Raw genomic sequence first — 15988 nt, 5'->3', positions numbered from 1 at the left:
TGATCAACCCTCCTTCACAGGCGTCGGCGCGGATTGACCGCTGTCTTTCAGCGCTTTGGTCACTTCCGGCGGCATGTACTTCTCGTCGTGCTTGGCGAGCACTTCATCGGCCACCACCACGCCGTCGGCGTTAAGCTTGCCGAGGGCGACGATGCCCTGCCCTTCGCGGAACAGGTCCGGGAGGATGCCGCGGTAGGTGATGGTTACGGATTTGCTGAAATCGGTGACGACGAATCTGACGTCCAGCGAGTCCGGCGAGCGTTGCAGCGAACCGGCCTCGACCATGCCGCCGGCACGAATGCGCGTGCCCTGCGGCGCTTCGCCGTTGGCGATCTGGGTCGGCGTGTAAAACAGATTGATGTTTTCCTGCAACGCGCTCAGGGCCAGGCCGACGGCAGCGCCCACCCCGACCAGAATGGCCAGAATGATGATCAGACGTTTCTTGCGCAGCGCATTCACTTGCCATTCTCCCGGCGCAGACGACGCGCCTCTTGTTGCAAATAACGCTTGCGCGCCGCAATCGGCGCCACCACGTTGAGGGCCAGCACCGCCAGGCAGATGCCGTAGGCCGACCAGACATACAGGCCATGATGGCCCATGGCGATGAAGTCGCCGAATGAAGCAAAACTCATCGCGCGACCTCCAGGCTGTTCTGCACGGTGTCTTTCACCCAACTGGCGCGGGCCTCGCGCTTGAGCACCTCAAGACGCATGCGCAGCAACAGCACGGTGCCGAAGAAGCAGTAGAAGCCCAGCACCGTCAGCAACAACGGCAGCCACATTTCCACTGGCATTGCCGGTTTTTCGGTGAGGGTGAACGTCGCGCCCTGGTGCAGGGTGTTCCACCACTCCACCGAGTATTTGATGATCGGAATATTGATCACGCCAACGATGGCCAATACCGCGCAGGCCTTGGCGGCGCTGTCGCGATTGCTGATGGCATTGCCCAGGGCGATCACGCCGAAGTACAGAAACAGCAGAATCAGCATCGAGGTCAGGCGCGCGTCCCAGACCCACCACGAACCCCAGGTCGGCTTGCCCCAGATCGCCCCGGTGACCAGCGCCACGGCGGTCATCCACGCACCGATCGGCGCGGCGCATTGCAGGGCGACGTCGGCCAGCTTCATCTTCCACACCAGCCCGACCACGCCGCACACCGCGAGCATCACGTAGATCGACTGGGCGAGCAGCGCGGCAGGCACGTGGATATAAATGATGCGAAAGCTGTTGCCCTGCTGATAGTCCGGTGGCGCAAACGCCAGGCCCCAGACCACGCCGACGCCGATCAGCAGCAGCGCTGCAATGCTCAACCACGGCAAGAACTTGCCGCTGATGCCGTAGAACCACTTGGGCGAGCCGAGCTTGTGAAACCAGGTCCAGTTCATACTGTTTCCATCACGGTTGCCGCTCATCATCGCGAGCTGGCAGAGGGTCATGCCTTTCTTCAAAAAGAAGTGGTCAATTTTTGACCAGGCCTCATTATTATTCGCCGACGCTGATCTTCAGGCCAGCGGCTATTGCAAAGGGTGTCAGGGTGATCGCCAGCGCTGTAAGGCTGGCCATCCACAACAGGTATCCGGTCGCCGGCATGCCCTGCAACGCTGCTTGCAACGCGCCGCTGCCAAGGATCAACACCGGGATGTACAACGGCAGAATCAGCAGCGCCAGCAGCAGACCACCGCGTTTCAGGCCGACCGTCAGCGCCGCGCCGACTGCGCCGAGCAGGCTCAATACCGGCGTGCCCAGCAGCAACGACAGCAGCAGCACCGGCAGACACGCCGCTGGCAAACCAAGCATCAGCGCCAGCAACGGTGACAGCAGCACCAGTGCCAGACCGGAGAAAAGCCAGTGTGCCAGCACCTTGGCCAACACCAGAAGTGGCAGCGGGTGCGACGAAAGGACCCACTGTTCCAGCGAGCCGTCTTCGAAATCACTGCGAAACAGTCCGTCCAGTGAAAGCAGGACCGACAGCAACGCCGCCACCCAGACTAACCCCGGGGACAGGTTTTGCAAGACTTGAGTTTCCGGGCCGACGGCCAGCGGGAACAGTGCGATGACGATGGCGAAGAAAATCAGCGGATTGGCCAGCTCCGCCGGGCGGCGGAACAGCAGTCGCGATTCGCGGGCAAGCAGCAGGCCGAACACGCTCATACGGCCCAATTCCCCAGATCGATGTCACGATAACCGACCGGCATCCGGCTCAGCGTGTGGTGCGTGGTCAGCACCACCAGACCGCCGCGCTCACAGTGCCCGGCCAGGTGTTCTTCAAGTTGCGCCACGCCCTGCTTGTCCAGCGCCGTGAACGGCTCATCGAGGATCCACAGCGGCGGACTGTCCAGATACAAACGCGCCAGCGCCACGCGCCGTTGCTGGCCGGCTGAAAGCGTGTGGCAGGGAACGTCTTCGAAGCCGCGCAATCCTGCCGCTGCCAGCGCTTGCCAGATTGCCTCGCGTTCGGCGGGATGATGCAGGGCGCAGAGCCACGACAGATTTTCTTCCGGGGTCAGTAAATCCTTGATCCCGGCGGCATGACCGATCCACAACAGATTGCGCGCCAGTTCGCTGCGCTGCCCGGTCAGTGGCTGACCATTGAGTAACACCTGGCCATCAGTGGGTTGCATCAAACCGGCGAGCAGACGTAAAAGACTGGTCTTGCCGCTGCCGTTGGGGCCGCTGATCTGCACCATGTCGCCGCCGGCCAGACGCAATTCGAAGTGTTCGAAGAGCAGTCTGAGGTCACGTTCACACGCGAGGGCGACGGTTTGCAGGACAGGACTGGTCAAGGGATCACGGGCCTTATACGGTTCAAGTCGGCTCTGGCACGGCCGTTAAAGAGATGCAGCATAGATGCTTTGATTGCCCGTTTTGGCGAGCTGGATCAAACAATTGCTATGTTTTTTGAACGAAGCGCACGACGCGCGGCATTATACATGCCGTGCCTTACTCTCAAGAGCGCAATTTCCTCAGGTTGTGTCCGCGTATGACAGGCGAAATGAACATCCTCCCGCTGCCGCCCAGCCCCGCGGCGACCGTTCGCCCCCAGGTTGGCGAGTTGCTCAAGCTGCTGACGCCGGTCGAGGGTTTGATCGGTGCCGGACAAAGCGCCAAGGCCGAGGTGTTGTCGCTCAAGCAGGCGGATCAGACCTTCCAGCTGTTGCTCAAAGTGACGCTCGACAATGGCCGCCAGACCACCGTACAAGCGACCAGCAATTTGCCACTGGCCCAAGGCACCAACCTGGCGATCACCCAGCCGTCGGCGAGCAATCTGGCGATCACCGTACAGCAAGCGATTGCCAGCAGCGTCGCCACGCTGACCCGCATCGATACCGCGCAGTTGCCGGTCGGCACGCTGCTGCAAGGCAAGGTGCTGACCTCGCAAGTGCTGCCGCAGACGCCGGGACAAGCGACGGTATTCCGCTCGATGGTCAGCCTGCTCAACACCGCGTTGAGCGGCAGCACCTTGACTGTCGACAGCCCGCAGCCGCTGCGTATCGGTACTTTGCTGTCGGCGCTGGTGGAAGATTCGCAGACCCTCAAATTCCTGCCCATGAGCAGCCGCCAGGAACAATTGGCGGTGAGTCAGCAACTGGTCGGCCAGCAAAGTCGTCAGGCGTCGCTGACCGGTTTGCTCAACGCCCTGCAAAACCTGCCGCCAGCGGACGACCCTGCCGCTGCGGATCTGCGTGCCGTGGTCGACAAACTGCTCGCCAGTCTTCCGGATGTTCAGCAAATGAGTACCGCCAAAGGCGTGGCGCTGGCCTTGGCCAACAGCGGCGCCTTTCTTGAGGCCAAACTGTTGACCGGATACAACCCGACCCTTGCCCCGGACATGAAAGCCGATCTGCTCAAACTGATCGCGCAACTGACCCCGGGTCTGCCGAGCAGCACCAGTTTCAATGCGATCATCGCTGCCAATACTTTGGCGCAGGCGCTGCCGAGCTTCGTCCGTAATGCCCTCGGCACCCTCGGCCAGGTCAGCGCGAAACCAGTGCCGAGCAGCTTCCCCCTGCCTGAGCGTCTATTGGCAAATCTGGAGGGCGAAGGCGATCTGGAACAACTGCTGCGCCTCGCCGCTGCGGCAGTGTCGCGCCTGCAAAGCCATCAGCTATCGAGCCTGGAACAGACCGGCGTCACCGACGATGGCCGCCTGCTCAGCACCTGGCAGCTGGAAATCCCCATGCGCAACCTGCAGGACATCGTGCCGTTGCAGGTCAAATTCCAGCGTGAAGAAGCACCGGAGCGCGAGCCGCAACCGAACGAACGCCGCGACGAGCGCGAAGCGAAACAGCAACTGTGGCGCGTCGATCTGGCGTTCGACATGGAACCGCTCGGGCCTTTGCAGATTCAGGCGCAGTTGATTGCCGGCAGTCTGTCGGGTCAGCTGTGGGCCGAACGGCCGTACACCGCCGATCTGATCGAAACCAACCTGTTCGCCCTGCGTCAGCGCCTGCTGGATCGCGGGCTGAACGTCGGCGACATCGACTGCCACCTCGGCACCCCGCCGCAAGGCAACCACACCCGCCTCGAACACCGCTGGGTCGACGAAACCGCATGAACGATTCCACTGCCCCACGCCAGGCCATCGCCCTCAAATACGACGGCAACCACGCCCCCACCCTCACCGCCAAGGGCGACGAGGAACTGGCCGAAGAAATCCTGCGCATCGCCCGCGACTGTGACGTGCCGATCTATGAAAACGCCGAGCTGGTGCGCCTTTTGGCGCGGATGGAATTGGGCGACAGCATCCCCGAAGAGCTCTATCGCACGATTGCCGAGATCATCGCGTTTGCGTGGAATCTGAAAGGGAAATTCCCCGAGGGGCACGACCCGGACGCGCCGATGGTCGAGAAGGACATCACCGCCCGTGGGGATGATTATTGAGGTTTCAAAGACGCCTTCGCGAGCAAGCCCGCTCCCACATTCGATTGCGATCCTGTTGAAGGAATGCGATCGAATGTGGGAGCGGGCTTGCTCGCGAATGGCGCTGTCAGCTTTACAGCAACAATCAGTTTCTGTGCAGTTTGCGCATCAACTCCGCCTCAGCCTGGGTCAAGCCGCACGACTGAGTCAGTTCATCAACGCTTGCACCCATGCCCACCAGTTTCGCCGCTTGGGCGAATGACAGGCTCGACGGGTCGCGCTGTTCCAGCGCAACGATTTTGTCCGGCAACGGGCTGACCACCGCACGCAGCTCGTGCAGCGCCTCGCCCATGCGCACATTACCGTTCTGGTAATCGTCGACACGCTTGGCCAGGTCCTTGATGCGCTGATCACGCAGCGCATCGCCTTGGGCCTGCTGCGCAGCGATTACCCGCTGCGCCTTGATGTACGAGACGAACATCGCCAGCGTGCCTGCCCAGAACAGGAACAGAACAATGACTGCAACCTCGAGGATCAAATCAGATGCTCTCCAGTTCCGACCATTCTTCTTCGCTCATCATCTTGTCCAGTTCGACCAGAATCAGCAGCTCGTTGTTCTTGTTGCACACGCCCTGGATGAACTTGGCCGATTCTTCGTTACCGACGTTCGGCGCGGTTTCGATTTCTGACTGACGCAGGTAAACCACTTCGGCCACGCTGTCGACCATGATACCGACGACTTGCTTGTCGGCTTCGATGATGACGATACGGGTGTTGTCGCTGATCTCGCCGCTGTTCAGGCCGAAGCGCTGACGGGTGTCGATCACGGTGACCACGTTACCGCGCAGGTTGATGATGCCCAGCACGTAGCTCGGCGCACCCGGCACCGGCGCGATCTCGGTGTAGCGCAGCACTTCCTGCACGCGCATCACGTTGATGCCGTAGGTTTCGTTATCCAGTTTGAAGGTCACCCATTGCAGGATCGGATCTTCAGAACCTTTTGCATTCGACGCCTGACTACTCATACCCTGACCCCTCGAAAAAACCGCTCTGAGCGGTGTGTGTTCTGTGTGGTGGCACTGAAAAATGCCATCGCCTGATTGTTATGTCGGCTGCTATGTCGGTTTATGTAGCGGCTTGTTGCCGCCCAGGTGCTTTGCCCCGCCGCTGGCGATCAACTCGGCCAGTGCGGCGACATCAAGCAATGCACACATGTGCTCAATCACGGTGCCGGCGAGCCATGGCCGCTGCCCCCGATGACTTCTCCATTTGATTTCATTCGGATCCAGACGCAACGAGCGGCTGACCTGATGCACCGCCAGCCCCCACTCGTAACCTTGTACCGAAATCACGTATTGCAGGCCCTGACGGAAGTCATCGCGGTAACGATCGGGCATGACCCAGCGCGCCGTGTCCAGGACCTTCAGATTGCCGGCCTGGCTCGGCAGAATCCCGAGGAACCACTCCGGCTGACCGAACAACGGCGTCAGCTCGTGGCCGGCCAGCGAATAGATCGAACCCAGGCACACCAGCGGCACGGCCAGGGTCAGCCCGGCGACGTCGAACAGCAGGCATTCGAAGGCTTCGGCAGCCCAGGCCGGACGGCCATCGGTTTCCACCGGTGGCGGCGGGTTGTTCGGTGGCAAGTGCACTTCGACCAGCGGCGGGACCAGAACCTGGGGTTCCGCTACTTGCGGCTCTGGTTCTGGCTCTGGTTCCGGCACGTTCAACAATTGCGTTTGCAGCAGCGGTGCCAGAGTCGACAGCGGCGCGCGCGGCTCATCGATCAGTGCAACCGGGGCTTTGGTCACGGGTGCCGGGACGGGCGCGGCAGCCGGACTGACAGTTTTCTGCGCGTCACGGGCCTGCTCTTCCAGCACGGCGGCCTGGAACTCGTCCATGGCCTCGGTGCTTTCGGCGATTGCGGGCTGCGCCTGCTGCACGACTTGCGGCGACTCGACCGGCAACGGCAGCGCTTCAGGCACGTCCTGCAGCAGGTCTTCCAGATAAGACTGCAAGGCCTGTTGCGGACGTGAAGTGAGCTTGACTGGGCGGTTCATCGGTCAATGGCGCCAGACAGGGGAACCGCGTTGTCCGCTTCGCGAGCAGGCTCGCTCCCAAAGGGTTTGTGCAACGGGCAGATAGGCGATCGGATCGACATCATCTCAAGCCACCTGCGGGACAAGCTGCTGCGCGAGCAGGTGCTTGAGCAGCGCGCGATAGGCCAGCACGCCGCGGCTCTTGCCGTCGAATTGCGAAGGCGTGACACCGGCACGGCTGGCGTCGCGCAGACGGGTATCGACCGGGATGTAGCCGTGCCAGATGTCGTCAGGGAATTTGTCACGCAACACCCGCAAGGTGCCCATCGAGGCCTGGGTGCGGCGATCGAACAGGGTCGGCACGATGCTGAATGGCAAGGCCTGTTTGCGCGAGCGGTTGATCATCGCCAGGGTGTTGACCATGCGTTCCAGGCCTTTGACGGCCAGGTGTTCGGTCTGCACCGGGATCACCAGTTGCTGGCTCGCGGCCAGGGCGTTGACCATCAGCACGCCGAGCAACGGCGGGCTGTCGATGATCGCGTAATCGAAGTCCTGCCATAGCTGCGCCAGACTCTTGGCGATCACCAGGCCCAGGCCGCTCTGCCCCGGCGACTGCCGCTCAAGGGTCGCCAGTGCGGTGCTCGATGGCAGCAGGGAAATGCGTTCGTCGCTGGTCGACAACAGCAACTGGCCCGGCAGGCCTTGCGGCACGCTGCCCTTGTGCAGAAACAGGTCGTAGTTGCTGTGTTCCAGGCTGTCGGGGTCGTAGCCGAAATAGCTGGTCATCGAGCCGTGCGGGTCGAGATCGACCACAACCACGCGCTTGCCCGCCTCCGCCAGCAACCCGGCTAAAGCGATGGAAGAGGTGGTTTTACCGACCCCACCCTTTTGATTGGCGACTGCCCAGACTCTCATTCGGTTCTTTCCTCCCGGCCGATATGCTCGACCGAGACATGGCTCAGCGTGTTAATGCGGGTGACGGAGAATTGACGGCACTCTCGCGTCCCGGCGTCTTGACCGGGGTCGGTGCAGTTTGTGTGCCAGCACGCTTCAACGCGGCGTCCGGTTGCGCATTGGCGGTTCCGGTGCCGGTGAGGCTGCGGCGCACGTCGAGATTACGCGACACCACCAGCACCACGCGACGGTTCTTCGCCCGGCCTTCAACCGTGGCGTTATTCGCCACTGGCTGGAATTCGCCGTAGCCCACCGACGCCAGTCGACCAGGATTGACGCCCTGCATCGCCAGCATGCGCACGATGCTTGCCGAACGCGCCGAGGATAGCTCCCAGTTGGTCGGGTACTGCGCCGTGCGGATCGGCTGATCGTCGGTGAAGCCTTCGACGTGGATCGGGTTGTCGAACGGTTTCAAAATCGCCGCGACCTTGTCGATGATGCTGAAGGCGATGTCGCTCGGCATGGCATCGCCGCTGCCGAACAACAGGCTGGAGTTGAGTTCGATCTCGACCCACAACTCGTTGCCACGCACGGTCATCTGGTTGGAGCTGATCAAGTCGCCGAATGCAGCACTGATGTCGTCAGCGATGCTTTTCAGCGGATCGCTGGCGCCGGCGATACCGGCGTCGACTTGCTCGGCATCCTTGACCAACGGCTTGGCCGGGGTCACGGTTTTCGGCCGCTCCTCGCCAATCGGAATCGGCTTGAGCGCGCGATCGGAGTCGGTAAACACGCCGATCAGCGCTTCGGAAATGACTTTGTACTTGCCTTCGTTGATCGACGAAATCGAGTACATCACCACGAAGAACGCGAACAGCAAGGTGATGAAATCCGCGTAGGACACGAGCCAGCGCTCGTGATTGACGTGTTCTTCCTGGTGGCGACGACGAGCCATGAGGTTATTCCCTTAGTCCATGAAGCCTTGCAGCTTCAACTCAATGGAACGAGGGTTTTCACCTTCGGCGATCGACAGAATTCCTTCCAGCAACATTTCGCGATAACGCGACTGCCGCAACGCGATGGACTTGAGCTTGGCCGCCACCGGCAACAGGATCAGGTTGGCACTGGCCACGCCATAGATGGTCGCGACGAAGGCCACGGCAATGCCGCTGCCCAGCTGCGACGGATCGGCGAGGTTGCCCATCACGTGAATCAGGCCCATCACCGCACCGATGATGCCGATGGTCGGCGCGTAGCCGCCCATGCTTTCGAAGACTTTGGCGGCCTCGATGTCGCGGGCTTCCTGAGTATAAAAATCCACTTCAAGAATGCTGCGGATCGCTTCCGGCTCGGCGCCATCAACCAGCAACTGCAGGCCCTTGCGCGAGTAGCTGTCGGGCTCGGCATCGGCCACCCCTTCCAGACCGAGCAAACCTTCCTTGCGCGCCGTCAGACTCCAATTGACCACGCGGTCGATGCCGCCGGCCAGGTCCACACGCGGCGGGAAGAAGATCCAGGCGAGAATCTGCATGGCGCGCTTGAACGCGCTCATTGGCGATTGCAGCAGCGCGGCGCCGACGGTGCCGCCGATCACGATCAGCGCCGCCGGGCCGTTGGCCAGCGCGCCGAGGTGACCGCCTTCCAGGTAGTTGCCGCCGATGATGGCGACGAACGCCATGATGATGCCGATGAGGCTTAGAACATCCATCAGAGACACGCCTCGACAATGTGTTTGCCGATATCGTCGAGGCTGTACACCGCGTCGGCGAGATCGGCTTTAACGATGGCCATCGGCATGCCGTAGATCACGCAGCTGGCTTCATCCTGCGCCCACACCGCGCTGCCGCCCTGCTTGAGCAGACGCGCGCCTTCGCGGCCGTCGGCGCCCATACCGGTCAGCACCACCGCCAGAACCTTGTCGCCGTAAGATTTTGCCGCCGAACCAAAAGTGATGTCCACGCACGGCTTGTAATTCAGACGTTCGTCACCCGGCAGGATTTTCACCGCGCCACGGCCGTCGATCATCATCTGCTTGCCACCCGGCGCCAGCAGCGCCAGGCCCGGACGCAGAATGTCGCCGTCCTCGGCTTCCTTGACGCTGATGCGGCAGAGCTTGTCGAGGCGCTCGGCGAAAGCCTTGGTGAACGCCGCCGGCATGTGCTGGATCAGCACGATCGGCGCCGGGAAGTTGGCCGGCAATTGCGTCAGTACGCGTTGCAGCGCGACCGGGCCGCCGGTTGATGTACCGATGGCAACCAGTTTGTAGGCTTTGCGTTTTGGTGCTGACGACGAAGCGCTGGCAGCCGAGGCACGCGCCGGAGCTGGCGCCGGTGCCGAACGTGCCGGAACAGGGTTGCTGTGGCTGCTGTAGCTCGGTGCTGTCGGCGCGGACGTCGGTGCTGGCGCGGCGGCAGGTGCCGGGGCGCTGTAGGCACTGAAACGACGGTTGCTGCGCGAGATACTGTGGACTTTCTCGCACAGCAATTGCTTGACCTTCTCGGGGTTGCGCGAGATGTCTTCGAAATTCTTTGGCAGGAAATCCACCGCGCCGGCGTCCAGCGCATCGAGGGTGACTCGGGCGCCTTCGTGGGTCAGCGAGGAGAACATCAACACCGGGGTCGGGCAGCGCTGCATGATGTGCCGCACCGCCGTGATGCCGTCCATCATCGGCATCTCGTAGTCCATGGTGATCACGTCCGGCTTGAGCGCCAGGGCCTGATCGATCGCCTCTTTACCGTTGGTTGCGGTGCCGACCACCTGGATGCTCGGATCCGCTGAAAGAATTTCCGAGACGCGGCGGCGGAAAAAACCCGAATCGTCCACCACCAGGACTTTGACTGCCATAAACACTCCATTAGGTGCGGCGCGGCGTTATCGCCGCACGGCCCCGGATTCAAATACGCTTTGTGGCGTAACGCTTGAGCATGCTTGGAACATCGAGAATCAACGCAATGCGGCCGTCACCGGTAATGGTGGCGCCGGACATGCCCGGAGTCCCCTGGAGCATCTTGCCCAATGGCTTGATGACCACTTCCTCCTGGCCGACCAGTTGATCGACGACGAAGCCGATCCGCTGAGTGCCCACCGAAAGGATCACCACATGGCCTTCACGCTGCTCTTCGTGAGCGGCGGAGCTGACCAGCCAGCGCTTGAGGTAGAACAATGGCAGCGCCTTGTCGCGCACGATCACCACTTCCTGACCGTCGACGACGTTGGTGGTCGACAGGTCGAGGTGGAAGATTTCGTTGACGTTGACCAGCGGGAACGCGAACGCCTGATTGCCGAGCATGACCATCAGCGTCGGCATGATCGCCAGGGTCAGCGGCACCTTGATGACGATCTTCGAGCCCTGGCCCTTGGTCGAGTAGATGTTGATCGAACCGTTGAGCTGGGAAATCTTGGTCTTCACCACGTCCATGCCGACACCACGACCGGACACGTCGGAAATCTCGGTCTTGGTCGAGAAACCCGGGGCGAAAATCAGGTTGTAGCACTCGGTATCGCTCAGGCGATCGGCCGCGTCCTTATCCATCACACCGCGTTTTACCGCGATCGAACGCAGGACGTTCGGGTCCATGCCTTTGCCGTCATCGGAGATCGACAGCAGGATGTGATCGCCTTCCTGCTCGGCCGCCAGCACCACACGACCGCCACGGGCCTTGCCAGACGCTTCGCGCTCTTCCGGCGACTCGATGCCGTGGTCGACGGCGTTGCGCACCAAGTGGACCAGCGGGTCGGCCAGGGCCTCGACAAGGTTTTTGTCGAGGTCGGTTTCTTCACCCACCAGTTCCAGGTTGATCTCTTTCTTGAGCTGACGCGCGAGGTCGCGAACCAGACGCGGGAAGCGCCCGAAGACCTTCTTGATCGGCTGCATCCGCGTCTTCATCACGGCGGTCTGCAAGTCAGCCGTGACTACGTCGAGGTTCGACACGGCCTTGGACATGGCTTCGTCGCCGCTGTTGAGGCCCAGGCGCACCAGACGGTTACGCACCAGTACCAGCTCGCCGACCATGTTCATGATTTCGTCGAGACGCGCGGTATCGACGCGCACGGTGGTTTCGGCTTCGCTGGCCGGTTTTTCTGCCGGGGCAGCGGCTGACGCGCGGGCCGGCGCCGGGGCAGCAGCGGCCGGCTTCGGCGCTTCGGCCTTCGGCTCAGGCTTGGCGGCAGGTTTCGGCACAGCAGCGGCAGCAGCCGGAGCCTTGGCGGCCGGCGTGGCAACGCTTGATGCGGAGCCGGCAGTCGCCGCGCCGGCGTCAAACTTGCCTTTGCCGTGTAATTCGTCGAGCAGCGATTCGAATTCGTGATCGCTGATCAGATCGCTGCCGGCAGCCGCGGCTTTCGGTGCGGCAGGCGCAGGGGCCGAGGCAATCGCCGATTCCAGCGCGTCGACGGCGAAGTTGCCCTTGCCGTGCAACTGATCGAGCAGTGCTTCGAATTCGTCGTCGGTGATGTCCGAGCTGTCGCCCTTGGCAGGTGCTGTCGGAGCCGCTGCCGCCGGGGCCACCGCATCGACGGCGAACTGGCCTTTGCCGTGCAGTTGATCAAGCAGCGATTCAAACTCGGCATCGGTGATTTCATCGCTGGCCGCTTGCGCAGCAACCGGCGCAACAACAGCCGCCGGAGCCTCGGCCTGGGCCTTGACGGCATTCAGCGAGTCCAGCAGTTGTTCGAATTCGTTGTCGGTGATGTCGCCCGAGTCGCCTTCGACGACCAGTTCTTCGATCATCTCGGCCACCGGCGAAGCCGGGGCTTCATCGGCCGTTTGCGGCTCGGCCAGACGTGCCAGCGCGGCCAACAATTCTGGCGTTGCGGCAGTAATCGGTGCGCGCTCACGGACTTCGCTGAACATGCTGTTCACCGCGTCCAGTGCTTCGAGTACAACGTCCATCAGTTCTGCATCAACGCGACGCTCACCCTTGCGCAGGATGTCGAACACGTTTTCGGCGATGTGACAGCACTCCACCAGCTCATTGAGCTGAAGGAAGCCGGCGCCCCCTTTTACAGTGTGGAAACCGCGAAAAATTGCATTGAGCAGATCTGCATCATCCGGACGGCTTTCCAGCTCGACCAGTTGTTCGGACAGTTGCTCAAGAATCTCGCCGGCCTCAACCAGGAAATCCTGAAGGATCTCTTCATCGGCGCCGAAGCTCATTAATGGGGTGCTCCTAACAGGTCTAAAAACCTAAAACATCAAAATCCAAGACTGGATAGCAAATCGTCCACATCGTCCTGACCGGACACAACGTCTTCTCGTTTATCGGCATGAATCTGCGGACCTTCACCCTGCGAGAGATGTTTTTGTGGATCTTTTTCGGCGAGCATTGCGGCGCGGTCATGTTCGATGCCCGCAAAGCGGTCGACCTGACTGGCCATGAGCACGAGTTTGAGCAGATTGCTTTCGACTTCGGTGACCAGTTGGGTCACGCGCTTGATCACCTGACCGGTGAGGTCCTGGTAATCCTGGGCCAGCAGGATGTCGTTGAGATTGCTCGACACCGCACGGTTGTCCGTGCTGCTGCGTGACAGAAAACCGTCGACCCGGCGCGCCAGTTCGCGGAACTCTTCAGCCCCGACCTCGCGACGCATGAAGCGACCCCAATCGGCACTCAACGTCTGCGCTTCATCCGCCAGACTGTTGACCACCGGCGTGGCGCTTTCCACCAGATCCATGGTGCGGTTGGCCGCGGCCTCCGTCAGCTTGACCACATAGCCCAGGCGTTCGGTGGCGTCGGTGATTTGCGACACTTCCTCGGCCTGCGGCATGTGCGGATCGATCTGGAAATTGACGATCGCACTGTGCAGTTCACGTGTGAGCTTGCCCACTTCCTGATACAGGCCGCGGTCACGGGTCTGATTGAGCTCATGGATCAGTTGCACCGCGTCGCCGAACCTGCCTTTTTCAAGGCTTTCGACCAGTTCGACCGCGTGTTTTTTCAGGGTCGATTCAAAATCGCCCTGTGAAGATTCGTTATGCTCCATAGCTCCCCCGCGCATTCATCAGCCGATGCGTTCGAAAATCTTCTCGATTTTGTCTTTCAGCGCCTGAGCCGTGAAAGGTTTGACCACGTAACCGTTCACGCCGGCCTGAGCGGCCTCGATGATCTGCTCGCGCTTGGCTTCAGCAGTCACCATCAACACGGGGAGATGCTTGAGTTTTTCATCGGCACGCACGTGACGCAGCAGGTCGATACCGGTCATGCCCGGCATGTTCCAGTCCGTTACCAGAAAGTCGATGCTGCCGCTGTTGAGCACCGGAATGGCGGTGGTGCCATCGTCGGCCTCGACGGTGTTGGTGAACCCAAGATCGCGCAGCAGGTTCTTGATGATCCGCCGCATCGTTGAGAAGTCATCAACGATGAGGATTTTCATGTCTTTGTTCAATTCGACCTCCAAGCAGTCTTAAACGCGCCCAGCACCTGGACGCGCCACTTCAATCAATCGGCATAGCACTCGAAGTTTGTCTGGAACACAACGGATCGAGACCGGCGCCGTTCATCACCGCACCAGCCTCGTTTCGCAGTGTCCCCACACTGCCTTCAGCGCGCTCGCCACTCCCCTAAACGCCCCCGCAAACGGGCCGCGCACTGGCTGTGTAACTGGCTGACCCGCGATTCACTGACGCCAAGGACTTCACCGATCTCCTTGAGGTTCAGCTCTTCGTCGTAGTACAGCGCCAACACCAGTCGCTCACGCTCCGGCAAATTGGCAATCGCGTCCGCCAGCGCCGCCTGGAAGCGTTCATCTTCCAGATCGCGTGACGGCTCCATATGAGCACTGGCGCCATCCTCATGCAGCCCTTCGTGTTCGCCGTCCTGCAAGAGGTCGTCGAAACTGAACAGGCGGCTGCCCAAGGTGTCATTCAGAATCCCGTAATAATCGTCGAGACTCAATTGGAGTTCGGCCGCAACCTCGTGATCTTTAGCATCACGGCCGGTTTTAGCTTCAATTGAGCGAATCGCGTCGCTGACCATACGGGTATTGCGGTGAACCGAGCGTGGCGCCCAGTCCCCTTTGCGCACTTCGTCGAGCATCGCGCCGCGGATTCGAATGCCCGCGTACGTTTCGAAACTGGCGCCCTTGCTGGCGTCGTATTTGGTCGAGACTTCAAGCAGGCCGATCATTCCGGCCTGGATCAGGTCTTCCACCTGAACACTGGCCGGCAATCGCGCCAGCAAGTGGTAGGCAATGCGTTTGACCAGTGGCGCGTAACGCTCGATCAACTCGTACTGCGCGTCACGCGCCGACTTCTTGTACAGATTCATGCCACTGGCGGTCATAACACGGGCCCTGCGGTTTGCTGCACGAGGCGCTCGACGAAAAATTCGAGGTGGCCTCGCGGGTTGGCCGGCAACGGCCAGGTGTCGACTTTCTGCGCAATCGCCTTGAAGGCCAGGGCGCACTTGGAACGCGGAAACGCTTCATAGACCGCACGCTGCTTCTGCACGGCCTTGCGCACGCTTTCGTCATAAGGCACGGCGCCGACGTATTGTAGGGCGACGTCAAGGAAGCGGTCCGTGACCTTGGTCAACTTGGCGAACAGGTTGCGCCCTTCCTGCGGGCTCTGCGCCATGTTGGCCAGGACGCGGAAGCGGTTCATGCCGTAATCGCGGTTGAGTAATTTGATCAGTGCGTAGGCGTCGGTTATCGAGGTCGGCTCGTCGCAGACCACCAGCAGCACTTCCTGGGCGGCGCGGACGAAACTGACGACTGAGTCACCGATACCGGCAGCGGTGTCGATCACCAGCACGTCGAGATTGTCGCCGATGTCGCTGAACGCCTGAATCAGGCCGGCATGTTGCGCCGGGCTCAGGTGCACCATGCTCTGGGTGCCGGAGGCGGCCGGCACGATGCGGATCCCGCCTGGCCCCTGCAACAGCACGTCGCGCAGTTCGCAACGGCCTTCGATCACATCGGCCAGCGTGCGCTTGGGTGTCAGCCCCAGCAGGACGTCGACGTTCGCCAGGCCCAGGTCGGCGTCCAGCAGCATGACCCGACGGCCAAGCTCTGCCAGCGCCAGCGACAAGTTCACTGACACGTTAGTCTTGCCGACGCCACCTTTGCCGCCGGTCACCGCGATCACCTGTACGGGATGCATGCTGCCCATGTTATTTCTTTACCTTGTCTTGCATAGACGGAGGCCACATTACTGGCTGCGCGTTCCGGATCGGAACAATGCGTGGCAGACCATCGATG

Annotated in this window: 19 protein-coding genes; 2 read left to right on the top strand and 17 right to left on the bottom strand. The window is 61.3% G+C overall.

Features of this window, described 5'->3' with window-relative positions; translation table 11 throughout:
* Window positions 1-3 precede the first annotated feature (3 nt).
* The 5 genes from ccmE to ccmA form a co-directional block, all read right to left on the bottom strand.
* Entirely contained in the window at window positions 4-459 is a 456-nt protein-coding gene (gene ccmE / locus HU765_RS10535) for a cytochrome c maturation protein CcmE (protein WP_186620271.1), read from the bottom strand.
* The gene (gene ccmD, locus HU765_RS10530) at window positions 456-632 is read right to left on the bottom strand and encodes a heme exporter protein CcmD (protein WP_186620270.1); all 177 of its coding nucleotides are present in this window, start codon (window positions 630-632) and stop codon (window positions 456-458) included. Before ccmD ends, ccmE begins: the two co-directional genes overlap by 4 nt.
* Window positions 629-1384 (bottom strand): heme ABC transporter permease, encoded by a 756-nt coding sequence (locus tag HU765_RS10525; protein ID WP_186620268.1) that lies wholly within the window; start codon window positions 1382-1384, stop codon window positions 629-631. The genes ccmD and HU765_RS10525 overlap by 4 nt, the downstream gene beginning before the upstream one ends.
* 97 nt (window positions 1385-1481) lie before the next feature.
* A complete protein-coding gene (gene ccmB / locus HU765_RS10520) occupies window positions 1482-2150 on the bottom strand; it encodes a heme exporter protein CcmB (protein ID WP_039763615.1) in 669 nt (222 codons plus the stop codon).
* Window positions 2147-2782 (bottom strand): cytochrome c biogenesis heme-transporting ATPase CcmA, encoded by a 636-nt coding sequence (gene ccmA, locus HU765_RS10515; protein ID WP_186620266.1) that lies wholly within the window; start codon window positions 2780-2782, stop codon window positions 2147-2149. Before ccmA ends, ccmB begins: the two co-directional genes overlap by 4 nt.
* 197 nt (window positions 2783-2979) lie before the next feature.
* On the opposite strand from ccmA, the gene HU765_RS10510 reads away from it, so the two are divergent.
* Together HU765_RS10510 and HU765_RS10505 are read left to right on the top strand one after the other, a co-directional pair.
* A complete protein-coding gene (locus HU765_RS10510) occupies window positions 2980-4554 on the top strand; it encodes a flagellar hook-length control protein FliK (RefSeq protein WP_186620264.1) in 1575 nt (524 codons plus the stop codon).
* Entirely contained in the window at window positions 4551-4880 is a 330-nt protein-coding gene (locus tag HU765_RS10505) for an EscU/YscU/HrcU family type III secretion system export apparatus switch protein (protein ID WP_186620262.1), read from the top strand. The genes HU765_RS10510 and HU765_RS10505 overlap by 4 nt, the downstream gene beginning before the upstream one ends.
* A 124-nt stretch (window positions 4881-5004) precedes the next feature.
* On the opposite strand, the gene HU765_RS10500 is transcribed toward HU765_RS10505, so the two are convergent.
* The 12 genes from HU765_RS10500 to fleN all read right to left on the bottom strand — a co-directional run bounded on the left by HU765_RS10500 (window position 5005) and on the right by fleN (window position 15899).
* Window positions 5005-5397, bottom strand: coding sequence for a DUF2802 domain-containing protein (locus tag HU765_RS10500; protein WP_186620260.1), 393 nt, complete (start codon window positions 5395-5397; stop codon window positions 5005-5007).
* 1 nt (window position 5398) lies between these two features.
* Entirely contained in the window at window positions 5399-5884 is a 486-nt protein-coding gene (locus HU765_RS10495) for a chemotaxis protein CheW (RefSeq protein ID WP_186552045.1), read from the bottom strand.
* A 90-nt stretch (window positions 5885-5974) separates the two neighbouring features.
* Entirely contained in the window at window positions 5975-6919 is a 945-nt protein-coding gene (locus HU765_RS10490) for a CheW domain-containing protein (RefSeq protein WP_186620259.1), read from the bottom strand.
* Window positions 6920-7024: 105 nt separating this feature from the next.
* The gene (locus HU765_RS10485; RefSeq protein ID WP_186552043.1) at window positions 7025-7813 is read right to left on the bottom strand and encodes a ParA family protein; all 789 of its coding nucleotides are present in this window, start codon (window positions 7811-7813) and stop codon (window positions 7025-7027) included.
* Window positions 7814-7856: 43 nt separating this feature from the next.
* Window positions 7857-8747, bottom strand: coding sequence for a flagellar motor protein MotD (gene motD / locus HU765_RS10480; protein WP_186552042.1), 891 nt, complete (start codon window positions 8745-8747; stop codon window positions 7857-7859).
* Between the two features lie 12 nt (window positions 8748-8759).
* A complete protein-coding gene (locus tag HU765_RS10475) occupies window positions 8760-9500 on the bottom strand; it encodes a flagellar motor protein (RefSeq protein WP_186552041.1) in 741 nt (246 codons plus the stop codon).
* On the bottom strand, window positions 9500-10636 hold the full coding sequence (locus tag HU765_RS10470) for a chemotaxis response regulator protein-glutamate methylesterase (RefSeq protein ID WP_186552040.1): 1137 nt from the start codon (window positions 10634-10636) through the stop codon (window positions 9500-9502). Before HU765_RS10470 ends, HU765_RS10475 begins: the two co-directional genes overlap by 1 nt.
* A gap of 49 nt (window positions 10637-10685) precedes the next feature.
* Window positions 10686-12947, bottom strand: coding sequence for a chemotaxis protein CheA (locus HU765_RS10465; protein ID WP_186620258.1), 2262 nt, complete (start codon window positions 12945-12947; stop codon window positions 10686-10688).
* A 38-nt stretch (window positions 12948-12985) separates the two neighbouring features.
* Window positions 12986-13774: a protein phosphatase CheZ gene (locus tag HU765_RS10460; RefSeq protein ID WP_042607546.1), complete on the bottom strand. Its 789-nt coding sequence runs from the start codon at window positions 13772-13774 to the stop codon at window positions 12986-12988.
* Between the two features lie 18 nt (window positions 13775-13792).
* A complete protein-coding gene (locus HU765_RS10455) occupies window positions 13793-14164 on the bottom strand; it encodes a chemotaxis response regulator CheY (RefSeq protein ID WP_024012118.1) in 372 nt (123 codons plus the stop codon).
* 167 nt (window positions 14165-14331) lie between these two features.
* Window positions 14332-15072, bottom strand: a complete 741-nt coding sequence (gene fliA, locus HU765_RS10450) for an RNA polymerase sigma factor FliA (protein WP_016771059.1) — start codon at window positions 15070-15072, stop codon at window positions 14332-14334.
* On the bottom strand, window positions 15069-15899 hold the full coding sequence (gene fleN, locus HU765_RS10445) for a flagellar synthesis regulator FleN (protein ID WP_003222917.1): 831 nt from the start codon (window positions 15897-15899) through the stop codon (window positions 15069-15071). The genes fliA and fleN overlap by 4 nt, the downstream gene beginning before the upstream one ends.
* Window positions 15900-15988: the final 89 nt, after the last annotated feature.

Origin of the sequence: Pseudomonas sp. SWRI81, from assembly GCF_014268545.1 — a bacterium.
In the GTDB taxonomy this organism is placed as follows: domain Bacteria; phylum Pseudomonadota; class Gammaproteobacteria; order Pseudomonadales; family Pseudomonadaceae; genus Aquipseudomonas; species Aquipseudomonas hamedanensis.
This window is presented reverse-complemented; position numbering and strand designations above follow the sequence as displayed.